Genomic DNA, 23,770 nt, shown 5'->3' with positions numbered 1-23,770 from the left:
CCGCATGCGTGGCATCCGCCGACCTCGACCTCACTTCATCAGACGCTCGCGCACCTCGCGCCGCAGGACCTTGCCGATCAACGAGCGGGGCAGGTCGTCGACCACGATGACCCGCCGCGGCACCTTGTAGGCGGCCAGGCGCGTCTTGCAGAAGTCGCGGATCGCTTCGGGCTCGAGCTGCACGCCGTCGCGCAGCACGATGGCGGCTGCGACGTCTTCTCCGCCCTGCGACTTCGGCAGCGCGACCACAGCGGCACCGGCGATGTCGGGGTGCGAGGTGAGCACGTCTTCGACCTCGCTCGGCGAGACGTTGAAGCCACCCGTGATGATGATCTCTTTCAAGCGGTCCACGATGGTGACGAAGCCGTCGGTCGAGACGGTCGCGATGTCGCCCGTGCGCAGCCATCCGCCCCGCAACAGGGTCTCGGCGGTGTCGCCCGGTCGGTTCCAGTACCCCTGGAAGACCTGGGGTCCGCGCAGAAGCAACTCACCGGCCTCACCGAGCGGTCGGTCGACGGACGGGTCTTCGGGGTCGACCACACGGATGTCGGTGCTCGGGAACGGCACGCCCACGGTGCCTGGACGACGTGACGGCCCGATGGGGTTGCCCAGCGCCACCGGAGACGACTCGGTCATGCCGTATCCCTCGACGAGCAGGCCACCGGTCGCAGCCTCCCACCGGTCGACGGTCGCGACCGGAAGACTCATGGCCCCCGAGATGGCGAAGCGCACGCTGGTGAGGTCGATCGTGCCGCGGGCGGCGGCGCGGGCGAGCTGGTCGTAGATCGGCGGAACGGCCGGCAGGAACGTCGGCGGGCTCTTCTTCGCCGCGGCGGCCACCAGCTCGAGGTCGTACTTCGGGAACAGCACGAGCTTCGCGCCGATGCTCATCGCGAAGGTCAGGCACAGGGTGAGCCCGTAGGCGTGGAACAGCGGCAGCACGCCGTAGAACGTCTCTTCGCCGTCATGCAGCCCCGGAACCCAGGCGCGCCCCTGCATCGCGTTCGCGCGCAGGTTGGCGTGGGTGAGCACGGCACCCTTCGGCGTGCCCGTCGTGCCGCTGGTGTACTGCAGCAGGGCGATGTCTTCGAGCTGCGGACCCCGATGCTTACGCGAGAGCGTGCCCCGCGTGAGCAGCTTCGCCCACGCCGTCGGGCGCTTCGAGGTGGGCGCGGCCGTGAGCTGCGCACGCGCGGCGCGCGCCTTGGCGACCGGCAGGCGCAGGGCGAGGCGTTTTCCGAGCGGAAGGGCGGCGGTGATGTCGACGCTGACGATGTGCTCGAGCGCGAGGTCGGAGGGGAACTCCGCGACGGTGTCGGCGATCTTGTCCCACACGATCGCGAACCGCGCGCCGTGGTCTTCGAACTGGTGACGCAGCTCGCGCTGCGTGTAGAGCGGGTTGTGCTCGATCACGATCGCGCCGAGCCGCAGCGCCGCGTAGAACGCCACGACGTGCTGCGGGCTGTTCGGCAGGATGAGCGCGACGCGATCGCCCGCGCGCACGCCGAGCCGGCGCAGCCCCTCGGCCGCACGCGACACCTGGTCACCTAGTTCGCGGTAGGTCGTCGTCGCGCCGAAGAACTCGAGCGCGGTCTTCTTGCCGTACGCGGCAACGCTCGCGGCAAGCATCTCGGGCAGCGTCTGCGACGGCGCGTCGATGTCGAGCGGCACCCCCTCGGCGTAGGAGGTCGACCACGGACGCGAGGCGTAGGGGGAGTCCTGCATGCTCCCATCCTTGCGCGGACCTCCGACATCGCGGCGGAGGGGCGCCTGTGCGGATGCCGGGAACCCGGCCGGTCTGCATCGGGCCGGCGACACTGGCCATCAGGCGCGGACGGGCCTACCCTGGCGGGCATGTGCCGCAACATCGTCCCCCTGCACAACTTCGAGCCTCCGGCGACGGATGCCGAGTGCCACGACGCCGCGCTCCAGTTCGTGCGCAAGATCGTAGGCACGACGAAACCGTCACGGGCCAATCAAGAGGTCTTCGATCGCGCCGTCGCCGAGATCTCGGCATCCGTCCGGCATCTGCTCGACGACCTCGTCACCGCTGCCGCTCCGAAGGTGCGTGAGGAGGAGGCCGCCAAACGGCAGGCCCGGTCGGCGGAGCGCTACGAGGCGATCCGGGTGTTCCAGGAGCAGAAGCGTGCGGCTCGGGCCGGCTGAGAGCTGACACGACGACGCGACGCCCGCCCTCACCGCGAAAGCGAGGACGGGCGTCGAGCAGGAAAAGCTCAGACGAACTCGGTGTGGCGACGACGACGCGAACGCAGGTACGCGCCGACCGCGAGCAGACCCGCCGCGAGCACCGCGGCACCGATCGGCAGGGCCGCACCCGTCGTGGCGAGGGGCGATCCGTTGCCGCCCTGACCGGCGCCCGTGCCGGCACCGGCACCGGCGCCCGCCGACTGCGAGGGCTCAGGCGTGGGGGCCGTCGTGGGAGCCGTGGTCGGGGCCGGAGCCGCGGCCGCCGACACCGTGACCGAGGTGGTCTTGGTCGTGCCGGTCTGCGTTCCGCGGACCGAGACCTCGTAGGTGCCCTCGGCGTCAGGTGCCGTCGCCTCGAACCGGGACGATCCCCGCAGCGCGTCACGCTGGCCGAGGTCCGCGGCATCCGTCACCGCACCCGTGAGCTGCCAGTCGGCCGCGAAACCGTCGGCCGCCACGATGAAGGTGTCGCCGGGGCGCACCTCCGACGGAACCGACACGGTCGCCTCGGCGCTCAGCGCGGCGAGGTTCTGCTCGAGCGCGAGACCGTTCGCGGCGGTGAAGAACAGGTCGGTCTGATCGGTCAGGCCCACCACGTTGGCCGCGCCCGGACCGTAGCCCGCGATGCGCACCTGCGCTCCGGTGTGCTGCTGCGAGCCACCCTCGGGCGAGGTGCCGTAGGCGACGATCATCGGCTGGCCGTCGGCGGTCAACAGGTGCGTGTTCAAACCGGGGATGGCCGAACCGACGATCTGGCTGGTGTGGGCGTGGTCGGCGGTCACGACGACGAGGGTGTCGCCCTGGGTGCGCGCGAAGTCCATCGCGACCTGCACGGCCTCGTCGAGGTCGACGGTCTCACCGATCTGGCCGCACGCGTTGGCGGCGTGATCCTGCTTGTCGATGCTCGCGCCCTCGACCTGCAGGAAGAAGCCCTCGTCACCGTCGAGCAGGTCGATCGCCTTCGAGGTCAGGGATGCCAGCGACAGTCCGCTCGCGAGACGCTCGGGGTTCTCGGTGCACGACACGGCCTCGGGCAGGTCGCCGCCCGCGGTGAGGTCGGTGGCCTCGGGCCCGTTCCACCGCACCGGGAAGTTGCCCTCGCTGAACAGGCCGAGCAGCGGCTGGTCGGCGTCGGCCCCGGTGACCGCGTCGAGGCCGGCGGCGTCATCGACGAGGGTGTAGCCGCGGTCCTCGGCCTGGGCGAACAGCGTCTCGCCCTTCCAGGCGCCGGCCGCGGCGGTCTGCGTGAAGCTCGCCGCGCCGCCACCCAGGGTGACGTCGGGGCGCACGTTCAGCAGCTGCTCGCTGATCGAGCCGAGGCCGCCGTTCTCGAGAGCCTCCGACGAGCACTTCTCAGTGGTCTGCTCGGGGCCGTAGCAGCCGCGCGCCGAGATGTGCGCGATCTCCGCGCCGGGGGTCGCGTCCTGGATCTCGGCGGTCGAGACGTTGCCCGTCTTCAATCCGTTCGCTTTCGCGATCTCGAGCAGGGTGGACTGCGGCTTGTTCTGGAAGTCGACGCTGAGGCGCCCGTTGACGGTCTTGGTGCCGGTCGACCAGGCGCTGGCCGTCGAGGCCGACTCCGAGGCGTAGTTGGGCTGACCCTGCTCGTTCACCGAGTAGGTCGTGTACTGACCCGTCAGCGGCAGCGCGTCGATACCGGCGAAGCGCCCGCCCGCACCCTCGGCGTAGTTGCGGGCGACCGTGATCTCGGAGTCGCCCATGCCATCGCCGATGAGCAGGATGACGTTCTTGGCGGGGCCGTCGACGATCGACTCGCGCAGCGCGTCGGTCATGTCGCCGTCGTTGCGCGTGGCGCCGCCGTGCTCGGCCACGTCGCCGGGGGTCGCCGCGAGGGCGGGGGCGGCGAGCATCGCCACCGAGGTCGAGGCGGTCAGCGCCACCGCGACCGCGGCGGCGGCCGTTCTGAGGCGTCGAGAAGTGCGTGAGTCCATGGGGGAGTCCTTCGTCCTGTCGAGGCGGTCGTCGACCGCTGTTCCAGACCATCGACGTGAGGGCACCTCAGCCCCGCGCACAGGTGAAGATCAGGTGTCCGATCGGTTGCCACTCGTCCACTTCGGCTCGGTGCGGGGGAGCCGTCCGTAGGCTCGCAGCGATGACCCCCGCCGCCTCGCCTCCCCCCGGCCGGCGCGCCGTCGAGCGCGCGGTGCGGCTGCTGCTCGCGCTGTTCCTGCTGTGCAGCGCGTGGGCGACCACGCACGTGGATGTCGATGCCGGCGATCACGAAGGCACGGCCCACGCGGCCGTCACCGTGGGGTCGTTGGCGCACGCCGACTCGGACGGCGCACCGGCGGTCGATCTCGTCCCTCCCGTCGAGGCGGATGCCGTGCACAGCTCGACCGCTGACGGCACCACGGTCCTCGTGCTCGCTCTGGCCGCCGCGGTCGCCGTGGTGCCGTTCGTCACCCGGCGCGGACCGCGTTCGGTCGACGTCCCCGACGCGCCCCCGCCGCGGCATCCCCTCTCCCTCTCCTCCGTCTCCCGTACCTGATCCGACACGCAGCCGCCCCTCCGCGGCTCGACGGTCGTCACCCGATGGCCGGTTCCCTGTCGATTCAGCTTCGGGAGACCCCCATGTCCGCTGTTCCCGCGATACCTCGTGCCGTCCGTTCCTCGCCGCGCGGTCGCCGACAAGTGCGCCTGGCCGCCGACGACCTCGCCGAGATCATCGAGCTCGCTCTCGCGAGCCCCGGGCCCTCGACGGTCGCCACTCTCGAGCAGATCGCCGGTCACGACAGCGACGGCGCGAGCGAGGTGATCGCGCGGATCCTCGCCCGCACCCGCCCCACCCCGCGTCGCGCTGCCGCCGGTCGTGGCCCGCGCCGCGGCATCCGGATCGAGGGGGTCGTGCCCGCGGGCCTCAGACCCCTCGGCGGAGCCGACGCGCCCGCGCGAGCCGACGGGACCATCAGCGTGGTCGGCGACCCCGGAACCGGCAAGTCCACCCTGATCCGCTGGACGGCGCACCGTCGCGCCCGCCCGCTCGCGACAGTCGACCTCGACGGCGACGAGGCGGTCGATCAGCTCGTCGACGGGGTACGGCACGAGGTGGGTCCCGGCATGACCGTCGCACTGCTGAACGCCCACGGGCGCGAGCCCTCCGCCGTGGCGAGTCTTCTGGCCGCCATCCCGCGGGGATGCCTGACCCTGGTCGAGACAACGGTTCCGGATGCCGTGCCCCCGACCGACCACATCATCACCGTCGAGCTTCCCTCGGTCGACGCGATCGCCGAACTCCTGCACACCGAGGTCGACGGACTCGACCCGCGCGAAGCCCAAATTCTCGCCGCGCTCAGCCTCGGTGAAACGCCCCGCGCGCTCGTGCGCGGGATCGAACGCGCGCGCCGCTTCGCCGCGACGACCACCGTGCCCGGGGCCCGGGCGCTGCGCACGGTCACGCAGGAGAGGTTCGCGGCCCTGCCGCCCGCACGACGTCGCGCGGCCGCCGAGGCGCTGCTGCGCGACGGTCAGCTGAGCCAGCGGGCGGTCAGCGAGCTGACCGGTGTCAGTCGCGACACCCTGCGGCGCTGCGCGGTCTGAACCGGGCGGCGTGCGGCGTCACCGTCGAGTGCGCGCGGAACGGCATCCGGAATCGAGTGCCGAGCAACCGGCGCGTGCGAGGGGAGCGTCCGGTGACGCGCGTGTGAAGACACCCCCGCCGAACGCGGCGACGCCCGCCCCCGCGAAACGGCGGGGACGGGCGTCGACGTGGATGATCGGGCGATCAGACCCCGAAGTACAGCTCGTACTCGAAGGGGTGCGGGCGCTGGGCGATCGGCTGGATCTCGTTCTCGATCTTGTACTCGATCCAGGTGTCGATGAGCTCCTGCGTGAAGACGCCACCGGCGAGCAGGAACTCGTGGTCGGCGCGCAGAGCCTCGAGCGAGTCGAGCAGCGAGTTCGGAACCTGCGGGATGTTCCTGGCCTCTTCGGCGGGGAGCTCGTAGAGGTCCTTGTCGACGGGCTCGTGCGGCTCGATGCGGTTCTTGATGCCGTCGATGCCGGCCATGAGCTGCGCCGCGAACGCGAGGTACGGGTTGCCCGAGGCGTCGGGAGCGCGGAACTCGATGCGCTTGGCCTTGGGGTTGGTACCCGTGATCGGGATGCGGATGGCCGCGGAGCGGTTACCGGCCGAGTACACCAGGTTGACCGGCGCCTCGAAGCCCTTCACCAGACGGTGGTAGCTGTTGAGGGTCGGGTTGGTGAAGGCGAGGACGGCGGGCGCGTGCGCCAGCAGACCACCGATGTACCAGCGGGCGACGTCGGAGAGTCCGCCGTAGCCGGTCTCGTCGTAGAACAGCGGCTTGCCGTCGTTCCACAGCGACTGGTGCGTGTGCATGCCGGAGCCGTTGTCACCGAAGAGCGGCTTGGGCATGAAGGTCGCGACCTTGCCCCACTGCTCGCAGGTGTTCTTGACGATGTACTTGAACTTCAGGATGTCGTCGGCCGCGTGCAGCATCGTGTCGAAGCGGTAGTTGATCTCCTGCTGACCACCGGTACCGACCTCGTGGTGCGAACGCTCGAGCGCGAAGCCCGCCTCGATCAGCTTGAGGGTGATGTCGTCGCGCAGGTCGGCGGTCTTGTCGACCGGCGAGACGGGGAAGTAGCCGCCCTTGTAGGGGGTCTTGTTGGCGAGGTTTCCGCCTTCTTCTTCGCGACCGGTGTTCCAGGCGCCTTCTTCGGAGTCGACCGAGTAGAAGCTCGAGTTCTGCTTCACCTCGTAGCGGACGTCGTCGAAGATGTAGAACTCGGCCTCGGGGGCGAAGAACGCGGTGTCGGCGATGCCGGTGGAGGCGAGGTACTTCTCGGCCTTCTTGGCGACCTGACGCGGGTCCTTGCCGTAGATCTCACCGTTGCGGGGGTTGTAGATGTCGAAGATCATGACGAGGGTCTTGGCCTCGCGGAACTGATCGACGTACGCGGTCGTCACGTCGGGGATCAGCTGCATGTCCGACTCGTGGATGTTCGCGAACCCGCGGATCGACGAGCCATCGAACAGCTGTCCGACGGTGAAGAACTCCTCGTCGACGGTCGAGGCGGGGATGTTGAAGTGCTGCTGCACACCAGGAAGATCCGTGAAACGGATGTCGAGGAACTTGACGTCCTCGTCCTGGATGAACTTGAGCACCTCGGACGAATCTTTGAACATGAAGACTCCAGAGGTAGAACATTCGGGATCATGCCGGCCTCGGCCAGCCTCCTCGACCCTACCCAGAACCGGTGTCCCGGTCATATCTCGCGTGTTTCCGGGATGTTACGTCGGCCCGATTACGCTGGATGCCGTGACCCTCCCCGCAGAGAACGACTATCCGGGCCAACGGCTCGGCCTTCCCCGCGAAGGACGCGGCTCGATCGCGCGCCCGGGCCGGAGGATCGCCGCCCTCCTGATCGACGTGGCGAGCGCGGGACTCATCGGGTTCGCCTTCTTCTCCACCCCCGACCCAATCACGGGAGTGCCGTTCGCGAACCCCGTCGCGACCAACCTGATCTTCTTCGCCGTGCAGATCCTGTTCATCCCGCTCATCGGCGGAAGCCCCGGGCACCGGATCATGGGGATGCGCCTCGAGCTGGCATCCGGAGGCTGGGTCGGCCTGTGGCGCCCGATCGTCCGCACGATCCTTCTGGCCCTGATCATCCCCGCGGTCGTCTTCGACTCCGACCAGCGCGGCCTCCACGACAAGGCGGTCGGAACGATCCTCGTCCGCAGCTGACACGAAACGGCCCCCGCCTGAGCGGGGGCCGTCATCGTATGGGGGTCAGCGCGGGCGCGGAGCGCGCATCTTGGTGGGGTCGACGCCCTTGGGGATCGGCAGCGACGACAGGCCCTGCGACACCGACGACACGCGCTTGATGACGGCGGCCATCGTGGAGCGGTCGACCTTCTTGGGCAGCGCCTTGATGGTCGAGGCGAGCTTGGCGATCGGCACCTCGTCGTCGCCGTGACCGACGTAGAGCACCGTGACCGGCACACCGGCGGCCACGCGCAGCACGCGCGAGCGCTCTTCGCCGACCAGGCGGGTCAGGCGGCTGCGGTTGCCCTCGCCGATCAGCACGACGCCCCCGCGGCCGATGGCGCGGTACAGCGCCTCCTGCGTGCGCGGGTTGACGCCGACGGGCGCCTCGGAGGCCTGCCAGTTGCGGCCGAGCGACGACGACAGCACGTGACCGGTCGCGCCGGGCATGCCGTCGATCTTCTTGTACATGGCCGTCGTCGACAGGCGGGTCATCGTGATCATGCCGGCCAGGATGCCGGCGAGCAGACCGGTGACGGCCCACAGGATGACGCTCCACACCGCCAGCGGCGGGATCAGGAAGCCGACGAGAACGCCGAGGGCGATGCCCACCAGCACGATGCCGGCGAGCAAAAAGGGCAGCCACTTGTACTCCTTCTGCGTGAAGGTGTACAGGGTTTTCAGCTGCGAGAAGAAGCCCGGACGCTTCTCGGGCGTGGTGGTGCGAGCGGCCATGGTGACGATTCTATCTTCGACGCGGACTCTTCCTCCCCAGTGCGCGAATCGGCCCGATCGTCCACGGATCGAGGGGGCGGCTCCGCGCGGCCGAGGGGAGGTCGGCGACCATCGGCGCATGAGCACCGCCACGGCATCCGTCCTCGTCGAATCCTTCGACGCCTACCTTCGGCGGCGCGCCCTCAGCGCCGTCGCACTCGTCCCCGGCGAGGCCGTGACCGCCGCCGTCGGGCTGCTGCGCGGCTGCCGCGCCGTCGTCGGGAGGATCGCGGGCACCACGTGGTGGCTCACGGCGGAGGGGCGCCCCGTGGCCATCCCCGACGAAGCCGGAGGCGATCCCATCGAAGAGACGGCGTCGTGTCTGGAGCGATTGACGGATGCCGCCGGAGACGACGACACGCGAGGCCTCTTGGTCCGCGCGCACGAGACGGTGCTCACGAGACCTCCGCGGGAGTGGGACGCCCTCGAACGGCGGCTGTTCGCGCACGCGACGCCCGAGCCGCTCGTGCTGGGGCCGCTGACCCCCGCGCACGTCGCTCCGCCGTCTCCAGGCGTTCGCTTGGACGAGGGCGAATCGCCGCTGACGCTGCGGCTCGTCGACGCTGATCTGGCCGAAGCCGTCCGTGAAAGTCTCGCCGAGCTGCGCACGCGGTGGCGGTCTTCGCCACGGATGCGTATGGCGCTGATCGGTACGGCGACGGCGGCCGTCCTCACCGTCACCCTGGCAGTTCTGCTCCCGACGGGCGAGCAGCAGCCCGCGTCGGCGACCGCCACGTCGGTCGTGGCGGATTCGCCGACGCCCACCCCGACCGTCGTGCTGTCGACGGCCGAGCCCACCGACGAACGCCTTCCTCTCATCGACGACGTGATCGAGGGCGCTCGCGCGCTGTTCGGCGAGATCGACGCCTGCCAGGACGAACCGGCCTGCGTAGCGGCTCACGAGGAAAACTCGTCGTTCCCGCGCGAACCCCTGCTGCCGATGGCCGCGGCGGGGCAGATCTCATTGATCGACGACTTCGGGGGAGTGGCCGTCGTCTCGATCGAGAGCGCCGACGGCACGCAATACGTCACGCTCGTGCGCCAGAAAGACCGATGGCTGGTCCGCGCCGTCAGAACGGTCGCGGACCAGCCATCATGAGCTGGTGCTCGGTGGGATCAGATCCCGAGGTCGCCCTCGAACTGCGCCGCCTCGAGACGGGCCTTGACCGTGCCCAGGAAGCGGGCGGCGTCGGCACCGTCGATGATGCGGTGGTCGTACGACAGGGCCAGGTAGACGTACGAACGGACCGAGATCGCGTCCTTGCCGTCGACCGAGACCACACCGGGCTTCTTCACGACGGCACCGAGGCCGAGGATCGCCGACTGCGGCAGGAACACGATGGGCGTGTCGAACAGCGCGCCGCGCGAACCGGTGTTGGTCAGCGTGAAGGTGCCGCCGGCGAGCTCGTCGGGCTTCAGCTTGTTGTCGCGCGTGCGGGCGGCGAGATCGGCGATCTCGCGAGCCAGTTGAGCGATGTTCTTGTCGCCGGCGTCCTTGACGACCGGGGTCAGCAGGCCGCGCTCGGTGTCGACGGCGATCGACACGTTCTCGTGGGCCGGGTAGACGATCTCGTCGCCCTCGACCGTCGAGTTGATGATCGGGTAGGCCTTGAGGCCCTCGATCGCGGCGATGGCGAAGAACGGCAGGAACGAGAGCTTGTCGCCCGTCTTCTGCTGGAACTCGCCCTTCATGCGGTCGCGCAGCGCCGACAGCTTGGTCACGTCGACCTCGACGACGGTCGTCAGCTGGGCCGTGGCCTGCATCGACGCGACGGCGCGCTCGGCGATGACCTTGCGCAGACGCGACATCTTCTGCGTCGTGCCGCGCAGGGGCGAGACCTCCACGGGAGCGGGGGCGGCCGGGGCCGACGCGGCGGGAGCCGCAGCGGCGGGAGCCGACTTGGCGGCCTCGGCGGCCTTGAGCACGTCTTCCTTGCGGATGCGTCCACCGACGCCGCTGCCCTTGACCGAAGCCAGGTCGACGCCCTGCTGCTGAGCGAGCCGACGCACGAGCGGGGTGACGTAGGTCACGTCGTCGTTGGACGACGCGGCCGGAGCGGCGGCAGCCGGAGCCGCGGCGGGCGCGGGCTGTTCGGCGGGCTTCTGCTCGGCGGGCTTCGCCTCGGCGGCGGGGGCGGGCTGCTCGGCCGGCTTCTCCTCCGCGGCGGGCGCGGGCTGCTCGGCCGGCTTCTCCTCGGCGGCCGGGGCGGCGGGCGCCTCGGGCTGCGCGGCCGGAGCGGCACCGCTGCCGATGCGGGCCAGAGCGGCGCCGACGTTCACGGTCTCGTCTTCCTGGACGAGGATCTCCTGCAGCGTGCCGGCGACCGGCGACGGGATCTCGGTGTCGACCTTGTCGGTCGAGATCTCGAGCAGCGGCTCATCGACGGCGACGTCGTCGCCGACGGCCTTCAGCCAGCGGGTGACGGTGCCCTCGGTCACGCTCTCGCCGAGCTCGGGGAGCTTGACCTCGGTCGAGTCGCCGCTCGCGGCGGGCGCCGACTCGGCCGCGGGCTGCTCGGCGGCGGGCTGCTCAGGAGCGGCCTCTGCGGGGGCCGCCTCTGCGGCGGGAGCAGACTGCTCCTCGGCCGGGGCCTCCTGCGGGGCGTCGTCGGACGAGGCGGCGCCGGAGCCGTCACCGATCTTCGCCAGGACGGCGCCGACCTCGACGGTCTCGTCTTCCTGCACGAGGATCTCTTCGATCACGCCCGAGACGGGCGAGGGGATCTCGGTGTCGACCTTGTCGGTCGAGATCTCCAGCAGACCCTCGTCCTCCTGGACGGTGTCACCGACCTGCTTGAGCCAGCGGGTGACCGTTCCCTCGGTGACGCTCTCCCCGAGAGCGGGGAGGACGACGGAAGTGCTCATGAATATGTCTCCTTCGTACCGGATGCGGTATCTAGCTTAGTGACCGGTTTGTGGTCAGAGTGCGTGCAGCGGCTTGCCCGCGAGTGCCAGGAAGGCCTCGCCGAGCGCCTCGCTCTGCGTGGGGTGTGCGTGGATGAACGGGGCGATGTCTTCCGGATGCGCTTCCCAGCCCACGGCGAGCTGGGCCTCCGAGATGAGCTCGCCTACGCGGTCGCCCACGAGATGGGCGCCCACGACGGGGCCATCGACGCGGCGGACGATCTTGACGATGCCCGAGGTGCCGATGATCTCGCTGCGGCCGTTGCCCGCGAGGTTGTACTCGTACGCCTTCACGGCCTCGGATCCGTAACGATCCTGAGCCTGCGCCTCGGTGAGGCCGACGGAGGCCACCTCGGGGTGCGAATAGGCGACGCGCGGAACGTCGACGTCGGAGACCAGCACGGGGGAGAGCCCCGCGATCTCTTCCGCGACGAAGATGCCCTGCTGGAACCCGCGGTGGGCCAGCTGGAGTCCGGGGACGATGTCGCCGACGGCCCAGACGTGCGGGGCGGCGGTGCGCAGGCGCTCGTCGGTCTGCACGAAGCCGCGGTCGAGCACGAGGCCGGCCTCCTCGTAACCGAGACCGGCGGTGACCGGACCGCGACCGACCGCGACGAGCACATAGTCGGCGACGAGTTCGCTGCCGTCGTCGAGCGTCACCGTCACGGCGTCGGCCGTCTGGGTGAGCGTGTCGTAACGGCGACCGAGCTGGAACGCGATGCCGCGCTTGCGGAACGCGCGCTCGAGGGCCTTGCTCGACGAGACGTCCTCGGCCGGCAGCAGGTGCGGCAGGGCTTCGACGATCGTGACGTCGACGCCGAACGAACGCCAGACGCTCGCGAACTCCACGCCGATCACGCCGCCGCCGAGCACCACGACGCGGTCGGGGATGACGTCGAGGTCGAGGGCCTGCTCGCTGGTGAGCACGCGTCCGCCGATCTCGAGGCCGGGAAGGCTGCGGCTGTACGAGCCCGTCGCGAGGATCACGTCGGTGCCGCGGTACACGTCGTCGCCGACACGGACGGCGGGTCCGGCCTCGAGCGAGCCCTCTCCCGACACGACACGGATGCCGCGGGCCGAGATCAGTCCCTCGAGGCCCTTGAACTTCTTCGCGACGATTCCTTCGCGGTACGACCGCACGCGCGCGGGGTCGATACCGCCGAAGGTGACGTCGACGCCGATGTCCGCCGCGCCGCGTGCGGCGTCGGCCACCTCACCGGCGTGCAGGAGCGCCTTGGTCGGGATGCATCCCCGGTGCAGGCATGTGCCGCCGAGCTTGTCCTTCTCGACCAGCACGACGTCTTTGCCGAGTTCGGCGAGACGCAGGGCCGCCGCGTAGCCGCCGCTGCCGCCGCCCAGGATGACGACGTCGGCGGTGTGGTCGGTCATCGCGCGCCGCCCGCGGAGATCATCTCCACCAGCGAACGCACGGTGGCGCCCGTCACGCCCTTGTCGGTGTACCCGAAGGGCGCCGCCTTGTTCATGCCGACGCCGGCGATGTCGAGGTGCACCCAGGGGATGCGAGGCGCGTCGGCCGCATCGGACACGCGACCGACGAAGTGGCGGAGGAAGAGCCCCGCGAACAGCGATCCACCGGCGGGGTCGCCGATCTTCGCGTTCTGCAGGTCGGCGATGGGGGAGTCGAGGTCGTCGACCATGTGGTCGGGCAGGGGCAACTGCCACGCGAGCTCGGCGGTGCGCGCCGACGCCGCGAGGTACTCGGCCACGGCCGCTTCCTCGCCCATGACGCCGGTGTGGCGGTTGCCGAGGGCGACGGTGATGGCGCCCGTGAGGGTCGCCACGTCGACGATGAGGTCGGGGTTCTCGCGGCTGGCCGCGGCGAGACCGTCGGCGAGCACGAGGCGCCCCTCGGCGTCGGTGTTGAGCACCTCGACGGTGGTGCCGTCGAGGGTGCGCAAAACGTCACCCGGGCGCGTCGCGCGACCCGATGGCATGTTGTCGGCGATGCACAGCCAGGCGCTGACCTTGACCGGCAGCTCCATCTCGGCGGCGGCCTTCAGCACGGCGAGGACCGTGGCGGCTCCGCACATGTCGTACTTCATCCCGACCATGGACGCCGGCGGCTTCAGCGACAGCCCACCGGTGTCGAACGTGATGCCCTTGCCGACGAGGGCGACGTGACGCTCGGCGCCGGCCGGCGCGTAGTCGAGGCGCACCATGCGCGGCGGGCGGTCGGATCCCTGCCCGACGCCGAGGATGCCGCCGTAGCCGCCCTCGCGGAGAGCGTTCTCGTCGAGCACCTCGACCTCGACCGGCAGGCCCTTCACGGCCTCGACGGCCGCGTGGGCGAAGTCGGCGGGTCCGAGCCACTCGGCGGGGGTCGTCACGAGGTCCTTCACCAGGGCCACGGCGCCCGAGACGGCGGCAACGGCCGCGATGTCGGCGTCGGACGGGGCGTCGGTGCCCGTGACCGTCACCTGGGTGGCGCGGGGCTTGGCGGACTTCTTCTTGTAGTCGGCGAACCGGTAGCCGCCCAGAGCGGCTCCTTCGGCGAGCGGCTTCCAGGCCGAGGCGACCAGCGACTGCACGGCGACGTGCGCGAAACCGGTGAGCTGTCGCAGCCCCGTGCCCGCGGCATCGCGCAGGGCGGCCTCGCTCGGGTCGGTGCCGGCGCCCGCGACGGCGACCGGGGTCGACACACCCGGAACGTGCACGCGCTGGAACGAGCCGGCCGCCCCCGTGAACCCCACCGCCGACAGTGCGGCGAACAGTCCGGACCAGCCGTCCGGATCGGGCGCTCCTTCCGAAACAGTCGGGACGATCAGGAGGATCGCGTCGGCATCGGATTCGAGGGAGGGGGCGGAGGTGTACGCCACGGAGGGGAACGGCATGGGATCCATCCTAGGTTCGCCCGTGTTCGCTAGCAGCGGGACGCACCGCCGCCGACGCATTCGCGACCGCTCGTAGAGTGGAAGCATGCCCTCATCCGTCCCGCTGTACGACCGCGCCCCCGCGGCGCCGCCCGTGCCGTCGGGCCTGCCGCTCGTGATCGCTCTCACCGGGTTCACCGACGCAGGCGGGGCCGTGTCTCGTCTGGTGGAGTACTTCCGAGACGACCTTCAGCCGAACCCCGTGTTCGTCTTCGACAACGACGCCCTCCTCGACTACCGGGCGCGTCGGCCGGTCATCACCTTCGTCGAAGACCACCTGACCGACTACCGCCCCGCGCGCCTCGAGCTGTCACTCGCGCACGACTCGCTGGGGCACCCGTTCCTCCTGCTCGCCGGCTACGAGCCGGACTTCCTCTGGGAGGCCTTCGCCGAGACGGTCCTCGAACTGTCGGCGGGTCTGCAGGTGTCGTCGGTCAGCTGGGTGCACGCGATCCCCATGCCCGTCCCGCACACGCGCCCCATCGGCACCACCGTCAGCGGCACGCGCCCCGACCTCGCCGAGGCCCACTCCGTCTGGCGTCCGCACACGCAGGTGCCCTCCACCGCCGGACACCTGCTCGAATACCGCTTCGCCGAGGCGGGCGCCAAGGTCGCCGGCTTCGCTCTGCTCGTTCCGCACTACCTCGGTGACACCGAGTACCCCGCCGCCGCCTTGGCCGGGCTCGACAGCCTCACTGTGGCGACCGGCCTCGTCTTCTCCGGCGAGGTGCTGCGCGAAGAGAACCGCGAGTTCATCGCCAAGGTGACCGAGCAGGTCGAGGGCAGCGACGAGCTGACCCGCATGCTCGAGGGACTCGAGGAGCGCTACGACGCCTACATGGCCGGCTCCACCTCGGCCACCCCGATCATCCACACGGGCGACCTGCCCAGCGCGGACGAACTCGCCGCGGAGCTCGAGCGCTTCCTCGCCTCGCGCCCCGGCGACGACGACCGCCGCGGCAAGCTCGGCTGAACCCGGCGGCGAACATCCCGGATGCCGGGGGACTCGGCATCCGTCACGCTCTTCTCCCGCAGCGGCAGGCGGTGCTCTCGACCTGACCTGACCGACGGGAATGCGCGGGGGCGCGCAGACGTTGTCTACGCATAGATCCCCGGTCCACGTCAAGTCCCGGTCTGGGGATGTGAGACAATGAAGAACCTGACCCGTTGTCACCCGGTCCAGGAGCCCCGCTCCTCGGCTCGGGACTTGACAAGGGTCTTACTAGTGTCCGAGAACGACCGGCGGCCGTGCAACGTACGTTCCCGGTGAAAGGCGAAACGTGGCAGGCACGACAACCAAGACCCGCTCCCGGAGTGCGAAGGACACCGAGCTCGAGAACTCCGAGGAGACCGTGACGGCGTCGACGACGACGACCGCGAAGAAGGCTCCCGCGAAGAAGGCCCCCGCCAAGGCCAAGGCTGCGCCCGCGAAGGCGAAGACGAAGGCCAAGAAGGACGACGACCTCGAAGACGAAGAGGACGCCGAAGTCGAAGCCGACGTCGACCTCGAAGTCGACGACACCACCGACGCCGACGATTCCGACGACGCGGCCAAGCCCGACGCGAAGAAGACCGACGACGACGATGACGACGAGACCCCGGCGGCGCCCGCCGAGGCTCTTCCCACCGGCGCGATCGTCATCTCGTCGAGCGACGAAGACGACGTCCCCGTTTACTCCGCGCAGATCACCGGCGCCACCGCCGACCCGGTCAAGGACTACCTGAAGCAGATCGGCAAGGTCCCGCTCCTGAACGCGGCCGAAGAGGTCGAGCTCGCGATGCGCATCGAGGCCGGTCTGTTCGCCGAAGAGAAGCTGTCGAACATGTCGGCGGCCGAGAAGACGGGCCAGCTCGGGCTCGACCTGCAGTGGGTCGCCCGTGACGGTCAGCGCGCCAAGAGCCACCTGCTCGGCGCCAACCTCCGCCTCGTGGTCTCGCTCGCCAAGCGCTACACCGGTCGCGGCATGCAGTTCCTCGACCTCATCCAGGAGGGCAACCTGGGCTTGATCCGTGCGGTCGAGAAGTTCGACTACACCAAGGGCTTCAAGTTCTCGACCTACGCCACCTGGTGGATCCGTCAGGCGATCACCCGCGCCATGGCCGACCAGGCCCGCACCATCCGCATCCCGGTGCACATGGTCGAGGTCATCAACAAGCTCGCGCGCGTCCAGCGTCAGATGCTGCAGGACCTCGGTCGCGAACCCACGCCCGAAGAACTGAGCCGCGAGCTCGACATGACCCCCGAGAAGGTCATCGAGGTGCAGAAGTACGGCCGCGAGCCCATCTCGCTGCACACGCCCCTCGGTGAAGACGGAGACAGCGAATTCGGTGACCTCATCGAGGACACCGAGGCCGTCGTCCCCGCCGACGCGGTGGGCTTCACCATGCTGCAGCGCCAGCTCGAGTCACTCCTCGACTCGCTCAGCGAGCGCGAAGCGGGCGTGATCCGCATGCGCTTCGGCCTCGGCGACGGTCAGCCCAAGACCCTCGACCAGATCGGCGACACGTTCGGCGTCACGCGCGAGCGCATCCGCCAGATCGAGTCGAAGACCATGGCGAAGCTGCGTCACCCCAGCCGCTCGCAGTCGCTGCGGGACTACCTCGAATGAGCGCGGAGGCCAACGCCGGCAAGGCGCTCACCGTCACCGTCGAGGGCACCTCGTACGCCCGCATCCCGATCCGCACGCGGGTCGTCATGCCGGGCGACGACCTCGACGCGTTCATCCTCGAGTACGCGAAGGATGCCGTGCAGCCGGGCGACCTGCTGTTCGTCACCGAGAAGATCGTCGCGATCACGCAGGGCCGATCGTTCAAGCTCGACACGATCAAGCCCCGCAAGCTCGCGCTCTTCCTGTCGAAGTACGTCACCCGCACGCCCTACGGCATCGGCCTGGGCATGCCCGAGACGATGGAGATGGCGCTGCGCGAGTGCGGAACGCCCCGCATCCTGTTCGCCGCGGCCGTCTCGGCCGTGACCAAGGCGTTCGGGCGCAAGGGTGACTTCTACCGCATCGCGGGCGACAAGGCGCGCGCGATCGACGGTCCGACCAAGGGCACGATCCCGCCGTACAACCAGGCCGTCGTGCTCGGACCCGAGCGCCCCCGCGAGGTGGCCGCCCGCCTCAAGTCGCTGCTCGGCGGCGACCTGCAGGTGGCCGTGGTCGACATCAACGACCTGGGTGGCAACATCCTCGGCTCCACGATGGACAAGGCCGGCGAGAAGCGCCTCGTCGCGATCCTCAAGGACAACCCGCTCGGTCAGGGCCACGAGTCGACCCCGCTCGGCATCGTGCGCCACACCTGAGACACCTCGTCGGAAGGCCCGTCCCGTTCGCGGGGCGGGCCTTTCGCGTTCCCGGATGCCGCCACCTCGACAACCGAGGTGGCGGGGCCTGTCAAAGCCAGGGACCTCCCAACCGAGGTGGCTGAGCCTGTCGAAGCCACCGGACCCTTCGACAAGCTCAGGGACCTCCCAACCGAGGTGGCTGAGCCTGTCGAAGCCACCGGGTTCCACGCCCTCCCCGAACCCAGGTGGCTGAGCCTGTCGAAGCCACCGGACCCCACGCCCTCCCCGAACCCAGGTGGCTGAGCCTGTCGAAGCCACCGGAGCCCAACGCCGGCCCCGGACCCTTCGACAAGCTCAGGGACCTCCCCAACCCAGGTGGCTGAGCCTGTCGAAGCCAGGGACCTCCCAACCGAGGTGGCTGAGCCTGTCGCAGCCCCCGGACCCTTCGACAAGCTCAGGGACCTCCCAACCGAGGTGGCTGAGCCTGTTGCAGCCCCCGGGCCCTTCGACAAGCTCAGGGACCTCCCAACCGAGGTGGCTGAGCCTGTCGAAGCCCCCAGACCCACGCCGGCCCCGGGCCCTTCGACAAGCTCAGGGACCTCCCGCACCGAGCAGAAGAGGCCCGGCCCCACGCGGGGGACGGGCCTCTCGGCATCCGGGATCAGAACCCGATGGCGGCCTGGTAGCGCGGCTTGTGTCCGGTGCGGATGCCGGTCACGCTCGGCTTGTTCTCGTACACGCCGGCGCCCCAGTTGCCCTCGACGAGCACAGGGCCGTCGGGGCCGACGACGATGTCCCAGCCGACGTACTGCACCTGCGGAACGACGCGCGCGACCTCGTCGACGAACGCCTTGACCTCGTCGATCATCGGCAGCTGGAAGTCGGCGATGCGCGCGCCCGAGTCGGGATGCAGCTCGTGCACGTGACCGTGCGAGTCGTAGCCGGCGCCCAGGGCGTGGCCGTTCTCGTCGAGCATCGTGTAGAAGCCGCCGAAGGTCATCTGGTCGCTGACCGCGCCGCGGCCGAACTTCTGCGCCATGGCGAGGATGTGGGTCTTCTGTCCGTCGAAGAACGCGGTGACCCGGGTGGTGTTGACGGTGCCGGGGCAGACGGCCGCGAGGTCGTCGTGCTGGCGGATGACTTCTTCGACGAGGATTTCGCCGCGCTCGAGCAGTCCGCGGTGGAAAGCGCTCCAGTCGTCGACCTCGGCCGCGTGGTAGCGGTGCACGCCGGTGCCGGCCTGACCGACCGGCTCCTTCGTGACGATGGTGCCGAGGCGCTCGGTGAAGGCGCGCAGGTCGTCGGCGTTGCCGGCATCCACCACCATCCACTCGCGGCGCAGGACCTCGCTGAACTTCCGGTCGAACTCGACCTTGTCCTGGAACAGGCCGCGGTAGTCGGGGTGGTCGTACTTCTGCGAGATCTGGTTCGACACCGGGTGCGTCATGTACGTCGAGCGCTCGGCGGGGGTGAGGATCGCGAAGTCGTAGTCGATGTAGTCCTGGAAGCCGACGTTCTTCACACCGGCCTGGTAAAGCATGTCGGCGACGACGAGCGGCAGGGCCTTGCCGTGCTGGCTCGAGGCCTCTTTGGCTCGTTCGACGACCGAGCCGACATCGATGCGGCGGGCGCGTCCGGCGAGGTAGCGGAGGCGCGTGACGGGGGAGAAACCCTTGTGAGGCATGAGGCTCCGGGGTCGGGGATCACGGACCTCGTTAGTCTAGAGGGGTGACCTCCACGCTCCCTGCCCGCTTGCCCGAGGCCGGGGGAGTGGCACCCGTGGCCCTCGTCTCCGAGTCCGCCCTGCGCCGCAACGCGCCCCTCGCCCTCGCCGCCGGCATCGCGACCGGCGGCGACGACGTGCTCGCCGCCGACGCGTGGGGGCACGGTGCCGAGTGGGTGCGTTCGGTGCTGGAGGATCTCGGAATGGATGCCGCCCCTCTCGATGCCGCGGTCCTGTTCGGCATGCCCGGCTCGCACGCGCAGCCCGTTCTGTCGCTGCGCGGGCGCGCGCTGGGCATTAAGCCGCTGCTGCGCGGGGAGGGCGTCTCGTACGGTTACACGCATCGCGCGCCCCACGACACCACCGTGGCCCTCGTCACCGGTGGCTACGCCCAGGGGGTGGTGCGCTCTCTCGGCAATGCCGCCACCGTCGCGATCGGCGGACGTCGGCATCGCATCGTCGGGCGCGTCGCGATGGACGTCTGCGTGGTCGACGTCGAGGACGCGACCGTCGAGCGCGGGGCCGAGGTCGTCTTCTTCGGCGACCCGGCCGAGGGGCATCCCTCGCTCGAGGAGTGGACGGATGCCACGGACCTCGGCGCCGCGGAGATCGTCGCCCTCGTCGGCGTCCGTGCCGATCGGCGGGTGAGCGCATGAGCGCCGTCTACCGCGTCGACCTCGACGCCTTCGCGCGCAACCTTCGTCGCGTGCGCGAGGCGGTGGCTCCCGCGGCCCACATGCTCGTCGTCAAGGACGACGCCTACGCGCACGGGCTGGAGCCGATCGTGACGCGCGCCGTCGCCGAGGGCGTCCGCTGGATCGGCGCCTTCGACGTGGTCACGGGGGCCGCTGTCCGGCGCATCGCCGGGCCCGACGTGCGGATCCTCGTGTGGCTCATCGGCGGAGCCGACGATCTGGTAGCGGGCATCGCGGCCGACCTCGATCTTGGCATCGGCGACGAAGCACTCCTCGACGACCTCTCCCGGCTCGAGGCCGATCGGCCCGCCCGCGTACACCTCAAGATCGACACGGGCCTGCACCGCAACGGCATCCGTCCGGAACGGTGGGAGGCCGCTCTCGCGCAGACCGCAACGCTGGTCGCGGCGGGGCGCGTGGCGTTCGAAGGAATCTGGTCGCACATCTCCGAGGCCTCGGATGCCGATGACGACGACGCCCGAGCGCTGTTCCTCGCCGCGCGCGAGACGGCCCGCGCAGCGGGACTCGACCCGCGTTTCTCGCACCTGGCCGCCAGCGCGGCCGGTTTCGCGAGGGGCGAGTTCCGCGAAGACCTCGTGCGGGTCGGCGCGTTCTCGTACGGCATCCGTCCCTCCGGAGGCCCGGGGGAGCAGGAGCTCGGCATCGAGCCGATCGCGACGCTGTGGGCCACCGTGACGACCGTGGACGCCGCGGGCGTGCACCTCGACGTGGGGAGCCTGCACGGGCTGCCCAGCGCTCTGGGCGCACGCTTCGACGTGCTCGCCCCCGAGGGACCGCGACGGGTCGAGGCGATCGCGCCGACCGAGACGGTGCTCGCGCCGTGGGCCGGCGCCGCGCCGGGGGATGAGATCGCCCTCTTCGGTCCCGGCGCCCTCTCCAGCGCGACCGATCTCGCCGAACTCATCGACACGATCGGTGAGGAGATCGCGCTCCGCGTCTCGCCGACCGTCGCACGCACCTACGTCTCGACCGCCCCCTGAAACGCGGAACGGGCCCCGTCGCACTCGAAGGAGTGCGCGGGGCCCGTTCCGACGTGATGGTCTCAGTCGGCGGCGTTGAGTCGCGCCGTCTCGTCGTGCCACGAGGTGGCGATGCTGCGGAGCTTCTCTTCGTACTTGCGGCCGTGGTGTGCGCAGAACAGCAGCTCGCTGCCGTTCACCTCGGCGGCGATGTAGGCCTGCGCGCCGCAGGAGTCGCAGCGATCCGCCGCCGTCAGGCGGTGATCGAGGACGGCTGACGCTTCGGGTGCAGTCGTGGTGGTCATGTCGGGTGCCCTCCTCAGGTGGTCGTGGGCGAGTCTCCATATACAACCACGCGGATGTTTCCCTTATGCCGCGGCTTGATCACATTTCGCTGTGCGCGTACGGTGACCCGACCTCGCTGTGTGTCTGGCAGGCGATGTCGGTACCCCCGATTACGCTGGGAAATCGTGACGTCCGAGTACTCCGCCCATCATCTGCAGGTCCTCGAGGGCCTCGAAGCCGTGCGCAAGCGCCCGGGCATGTACATCGGGTCCACCGACTCGCGTGGTCTCATGCACTGTCTCTGGGAGATCATCGACAACTCCGTCGACGAAGCCCTCGGCGGCCACGGGTCGCGCATCGACATCGTGCTGCACGCCGACGGCAGTGTCGAGGTGCGCGACCGCGCCCGCGGCATCCCGGTCGACGTCGAGCCCCGCACCGGCCTCACGGGTGTCGAGGTCGTCTTCACCAAGCTGCACGCCGGCGGCAAGTTCGGCGGCGGCTCGTACGCGGCATCCGGGGGTCTGCACGGCGTCGGCGCCTCGGTCGTCAACGCGCTCTCGGAGCGCCTCGACGTCGAGGTCGACCGCGGCGGCAAGATCTACGCGATGTCGTTCCACCGCGGCGAGCCCGGGCAGTTCGCGGGCGACACCCCCGACTCGACCTTCACGCCCTTCGAGCGCAGCAGCGAACTGCGTGTGGTCGGCAAGGCGCCGCGCGGAGTCACCGGCACGCGCATCCGCTACTGGGCCGACCGGCAGATCTTCACGAAAGACGCCGCGTTCGGTCTCGACGAGCTCGTGCAGCGCGTGCGCCAGACGGCGTTCCTCGTGCCGGGCCTCGAGATCGTCGTGCAAGACGAACGGGGCGAGGAGCGCGTCGAGACGAGCTACCGCTTCGACGGCGGCATCTCGGAGTTCGCCGAGTTCCTCGCGCCCGACGCCGCGGTCACCGACACCTGGCGGCTCACCGGAACCGGCACGTTCACCGAGACCGTGCCGGTGCTGCAGCCCGGCGGATCGATGATCCCCACCGAGGTCGAGCGCGAGTGCGAGGTCGACATCGCGGTGCGCTGGGGCACCGGCTACGACACCACGACCCGCTCGTTCGTGAACATCATCGCCACCCCCAAGGGCGGCACGCACCAGCAGGGCTTCGAGCAGGGGCTCATGAAGGTGCTGCGCGCGCAGGTCGAGCAGAACGCCCGCAAGCTCAAGGTCGGCAATGACAAGATCGAGAAAGACGACCTGATGGCCGGCCTCACGGCCGTCATGACCGTACGCCTGCCCGAGCCGCAGTTCGAGGGCCAGACCAAAGAGATCCTCGGTACGCCCGCAGTGCGTCAGATCGTGGCATCCGTCGTGCAGAAGGAGCTCGCGTCGCGCTTCGCCTCGCCCAAGCGCGACGACAAGGCGCAGACCGCACAGCTGCTCGAGAAGATCGTCTCCGAGATGAAGGCGCGCATCTCGGCGCGCACCCACAAAGAAACGCAGCGGCGCAAGAACGCCCTCGAGTCGTCGTCGCTGCCGGCGAAGCTCGTCGACTGCCGCTCCAACGACGTGAACGACTCCGAGCTGTTCATCGTCGAGGGCGACTCCGCCCTCGGAACGGCCAAGCTCGCGCGCAACAGCGAGTACCAGGCGCTGCTGCCCATCCGCGGCAAGATCCTCAACACGCAGAAGGCCTCGATCAGCGACATGCTGTCGAACGCCGAGTGCGCCTCGATCATCCAGGTGATCGGCGCCGGCTCCGGCCGCTCGTTCGATCTCGACGCCGCGCGCTACGGCAAGATCATTCTGATGAGCGACGCCGACGTCGACGGCGCGCACATCCGCACGCTGCTGCTGACGCTGTTCTTCCGGTACATGCGACCCCTGGTCGAAGAAGGCCGCGTGTTCGCCGCCGTGCCGCCCCTGCACCGCGTGATCGTCATGAATCCGGGCTCCAAGCCCAACGAGACGATCTACACCTACAGCGAGCAGGAGCTGCACGCCCTGCTCGCCAAGCTCAAGCGCGGCAACAAGCGCTGGCAGGAGCCGATCCAGCGTTACAAGGGTCTGGGCGAGATGGATGCCGACCAGCTCGCGACCACGACCATGGACCGCGCCGGCCGTATGCTGCGCCGCGTGCGCGTGCAGGACATGGAGGCCGCGGCATCCGTCTTCGACCTGCTCATGGGCAGCGACGTCGCCCCGCGCCGCGAGTTCATCATCGACTCCAGCGACCGCCTGGCGCGCGAGCGCATCGACGTCTGAGCCTGCCGGGGTCCGTCGT

20 protein-coding genes and 1 CRISPR repeat array are annotated in these 23,770 nt (G+C 70.0%); of the genes, 11 read left to right on the top strand and 9 right to left on the bottom strand.

Annotation, left to right across the window (positions count from 1 at the left end; translation table 11 throughout):
- Window positions 1-30: 30 nt before the first annotated feature.
- Window positions 31-1,725: a long-chain-fatty-acid--CoA ligase gene (locus FS769_RS11690; RefSeq protein WP_144833595.1), complete on the bottom strand. Its 1,695-nt coding sequence runs from the start codon at window positions 1,723-1,725 to the stop codon at window positions 31-33.
- Window positions 1,726-1,854: 129 nt separating this feature from the next.
- Here FS769_RS11690 and FS769_RS11685 point away from each other — a divergent pair, with 129 nt between their 5' ends.
- A complete protein-coding gene (locus FS769_RS11685) occupies window positions 1,855-2,166 on the top strand; it encodes a DUF2277 domain-containing protein (protein ID WP_144833593.1) in 312 nt (103 codons plus the stop codon).
- A 68-nt stretch (window positions 2,167-2,234) separates the two neighbouring features.
- Here the strand turns inward: FS769_RS11685 and phoA are convergent, their stop codons facing one another.
- Window positions 2,235-4,160, bottom strand: coding sequence for an alkaline phosphatase (gene phoA / locus FS769_RS11680; protein WP_222123931.1), 1,926 nt, complete (start codon window positions 4,158-4,160; stop codon window positions 2,235-2,237).
- A gap of 161 nt (window positions 4,161-4,321) precedes the next feature.
- On the opposite strand from phoA, the gene FS769_RS11675 reads away from it, so the two are divergent.
- Window positions 4,322-4,717, top strand: a complete 396-nt coding sequence (locus FS769_RS11675; RefSeq protein ID WP_144833591.1) for a hypothetical protein — start codon at window positions 4,322-4,324, stop codon at window positions 4,715-4,717.
- An 83-nt stretch (window positions 4,718-4,800) separates the two neighbouring features.
- Window positions 4,801-5,766: a hypothetical protein gene (locus tag FS769_RS11670; RefSeq protein WP_144833588.1), complete on the top strand. Its 966-nt coding sequence runs from the start codon at window positions 4,801-4,803 to the stop codon at window positions 5,764-5,766.
- Window positions 5,767-5,950: 184 nt separating this feature from the next.
- On the opposite strand, the gene glnA is transcribed toward FS769_RS11670, so the two are convergent.
- A complete protein-coding gene (glnA, locus tag FS769_RS11665; protein WP_144833586.1) occupies window positions 5,951-7,375 on the bottom strand; it encodes a type I glutamate--ammonia ligase in 1,425 nt (474 codons plus the stop codon).
- 133 nt (window positions 7,376-7,508) lie between these two features.
- Between glnA and FS769_RS11660 the strand changes: the two genes are divergently transcribed.
- On the top strand, window positions 7,509-7,937 hold the full coding sequence (locus FS769_RS11660; protein WP_260979750.1) for an RDD family protein: 429 nt from the start codon (window positions 7,509-7,511) through the stop codon (window positions 7,935-7,937).
- 45 nt (window positions 7,938-7,982) lie between these two features.
- On the opposite strand, the gene FS769_RS11655 is transcribed toward FS769_RS11660, so the two are convergent.
- Window positions 7,983-8,693: a DUF4191 domain-containing protein gene (locus tag FS769_RS11655; RefSeq protein ID WP_144833585.1), complete on the bottom strand. Its 711-nt coding sequence runs from the start codon at window positions 8,691-8,693 to the stop codon at window positions 7,983-7,985.
- A gap of 118 nt (window positions 8,694-8,811) precedes the next feature.
- Between FS769_RS11655 and FS769_RS11650 the strand changes: the two genes are divergently transcribed.
- A complete protein-coding gene (locus FS769_RS11650; RefSeq protein WP_144833583.1) occupies window positions 8,812-9,831 on the top strand; it encodes a hypothetical protein in 1,020 nt (339 codons plus the stop codon).
- Window positions 9,832-9,848: 17 nt separating this feature from the next.
- Here the strand turns inward: FS769_RS11650 and sucB are convergent, their stop codons facing one another.
- Genes sucB through FS769_RS11635 form a run of 3 tightly spaced genes read right to left on the bottom strand, consistent with a single transcriptional unit; the run spans window position 9,849 to window position 14,488 of the window.
- A complete protein-coding gene (sucB, locus tag FS769_RS11645; protein ID WP_144833580.1) occupies window positions 9,849-11,597 on the bottom strand; it encodes a 2-oxoglutarate dehydrogenase, E2 component, dihydrolipoamide succinyltransferase in 1,749 nt (582 codons plus the stop codon).
- 54 nt (window positions 11,598-11,651) lie between these two features.
- Window positions 11,652-13,025 (bottom strand): dihydrolipoyl dehydrogenase, encoded by a 1,374-nt coding sequence (lpdA, locus tag FS769_RS11640; protein ID WP_144833578.1) that lies wholly within the window; start codon window positions 13,023-13,025, stop codon window positions 11,652-11,654.
- Window positions 13,022-14,488, bottom strand: coding sequence for a leucyl aminopeptidase (locus FS769_RS11635; RefSeq protein ID WP_144833576.1), 1,467 nt, complete (start codon window positions 14,486-14,488; stop codon window positions 13,022-13,024). Before FS769_RS11635 ends, lpdA begins: the two co-directional genes overlap by 4 nt.
- Before the next feature lie 85 nt (window positions 14,489-14,573).
- Between FS769_RS11635 and FS769_RS11630 the strand changes: the two genes are divergently transcribed.
- The 3 genes from FS769_RS11630 (at window position 14,574) to FS769_RS11620 (ending at window position 17,831) form a co-directional block, all read left to right on the top strand.
- Window positions 14,574-15,500 carry a proteasome assembly chaperone family protein gene (locus tag FS769_RS11630; RefSeq protein ID WP_144833574.1) on the top strand — a complete coding sequence of 309 codons (927 nt, stop codon included), beginning with the start codon at window positions 14,574-14,576 and terminating at the stop codon, window positions 15,498-15,500.
- A gap of 307 nt (window positions 15,501-15,807) precedes the next feature.
- Window positions 15,808-17,136: an RNA polymerase sigma factor gene (locus tag FS769_RS11625; RefSeq protein WP_144833572.1), complete on the top strand. Its 1,329-nt coding sequence runs from the start codon at window positions 15,808-15,810 to the stop codon at window positions 17,134-17,136.
- Window positions 17,133-17,831 carry a coenzyme F420-0:L-glutamate ligase gene (locus FS769_RS11620; protein WP_144833570.1) on the top strand — a complete coding sequence of 233 codons (699 nt, stop codon included), beginning with the start codon at window positions 17,133-17,135 and terminating at the stop codon, window positions 17,829-17,831. Before FS769_RS11625 ends, FS769_RS11620 begins: the two co-directional genes overlap by 4 nt.
- Window positions 17,832-17,946: 115 nt before the next feature.
- Window positions 17,947-18,214: a CRISPR direct-repeat array (repeat unit 28 nt; unit sequence AGGTGGCTGAGCCTGTCGAAGCCACCGG).
- Window positions 18,215-18,474: 260 nt separating this feature from the next.
- Here the strand turns inward: FS769_RS11620 and FS769_RS11615 are convergent.
- Window positions 18,475-19,497: a sugar-transfer associated ATP-grasp domain-containing protein gene (locus tag FS769_RS11615; protein ID WP_144833568.1), complete on the bottom strand. Its 1,023-nt coding sequence runs from the start codon at window positions 19,495-19,497 to the stop codon at window positions 18,475-18,477.
- A gap of 44 nt (window positions 19,498-19,541) precedes the next feature.
- On the opposite strand from FS769_RS11615, the gene FS769_RS11610 reads away from it, so the two are divergent.
- Both FS769_RS11610 and FS769_RS11605 read left to right on the top strand, forming a co-directional pair.
- Window positions 19,542-20,192 carry an alanine racemase C-terminal domain-containing protein gene (locus FS769_RS11610; RefSeq protein ID WP_144833566.1) on the top strand — a complete coding sequence of 217 codons (651 nt, stop codon included), beginning with the start codon at window positions 19,542-19,544 and terminating at the stop codon, window positions 20,190-20,192.
- Window positions 20,189-21,232 carry an alanine racemase gene (locus FS769_RS11605; protein ID WP_144833564.1) on the top strand — a complete coding sequence of 348 codons (1,044 nt, stop codon included), beginning with the start codon at window positions 20,189-20,191 and terminating at the stop codon, window positions 21,230-21,232. Before FS769_RS11610 ends, FS769_RS11605 begins: the two co-directional genes overlap by 4 nt.
- A 62-nt stretch (window positions 21,233-21,294) precedes the next feature.
- Here the strand turns inward: FS769_RS11605 and FS769_RS11600 are convergent, their stop codons facing one another.
- Window positions 21,295-21,516: a hypothetical protein gene (locus FS769_RS11600; protein ID WP_144833563.1), complete on the bottom strand. Its 222-nt coding sequence runs from the start codon at window positions 21,514-21,516 to the stop codon at window positions 21,295-21,297.
- Window positions 21,517-21,681: 165 nt separating this feature from the next.
- On the opposite strand from FS769_RS11600, the gene FS769_RS11595 reads away from it, so the two are divergent.
- Complete coding sequence (locus tag FS769_RS11595; protein ID WP_396652420.1) at window positions 21,682-23,751, top strand: type IIA DNA topoisomerase subunit B; 2,070 nt, start codon at window positions 21,682-21,684, stop codon at window positions 23,749-23,751.
- The last annotated feature ends 19 nt before the right edge of the window (window positions 23,752-23,770 follow it).

This window comes from Microbacterium sp. BH-3-3-3 (assembly GCF_007679045.1).
Lineage (GTDB): Bacteria > Actinomycetota > Actinomycetes > Actinomycetales > Microbacteriaceae > Microbacterium > Microbacterium algihabitans.
The sequence above is the reverse complement of the archived record's forward strand: the minus strand, read 5'-3'. Positions and strand labels throughout refer to the sequence as shown.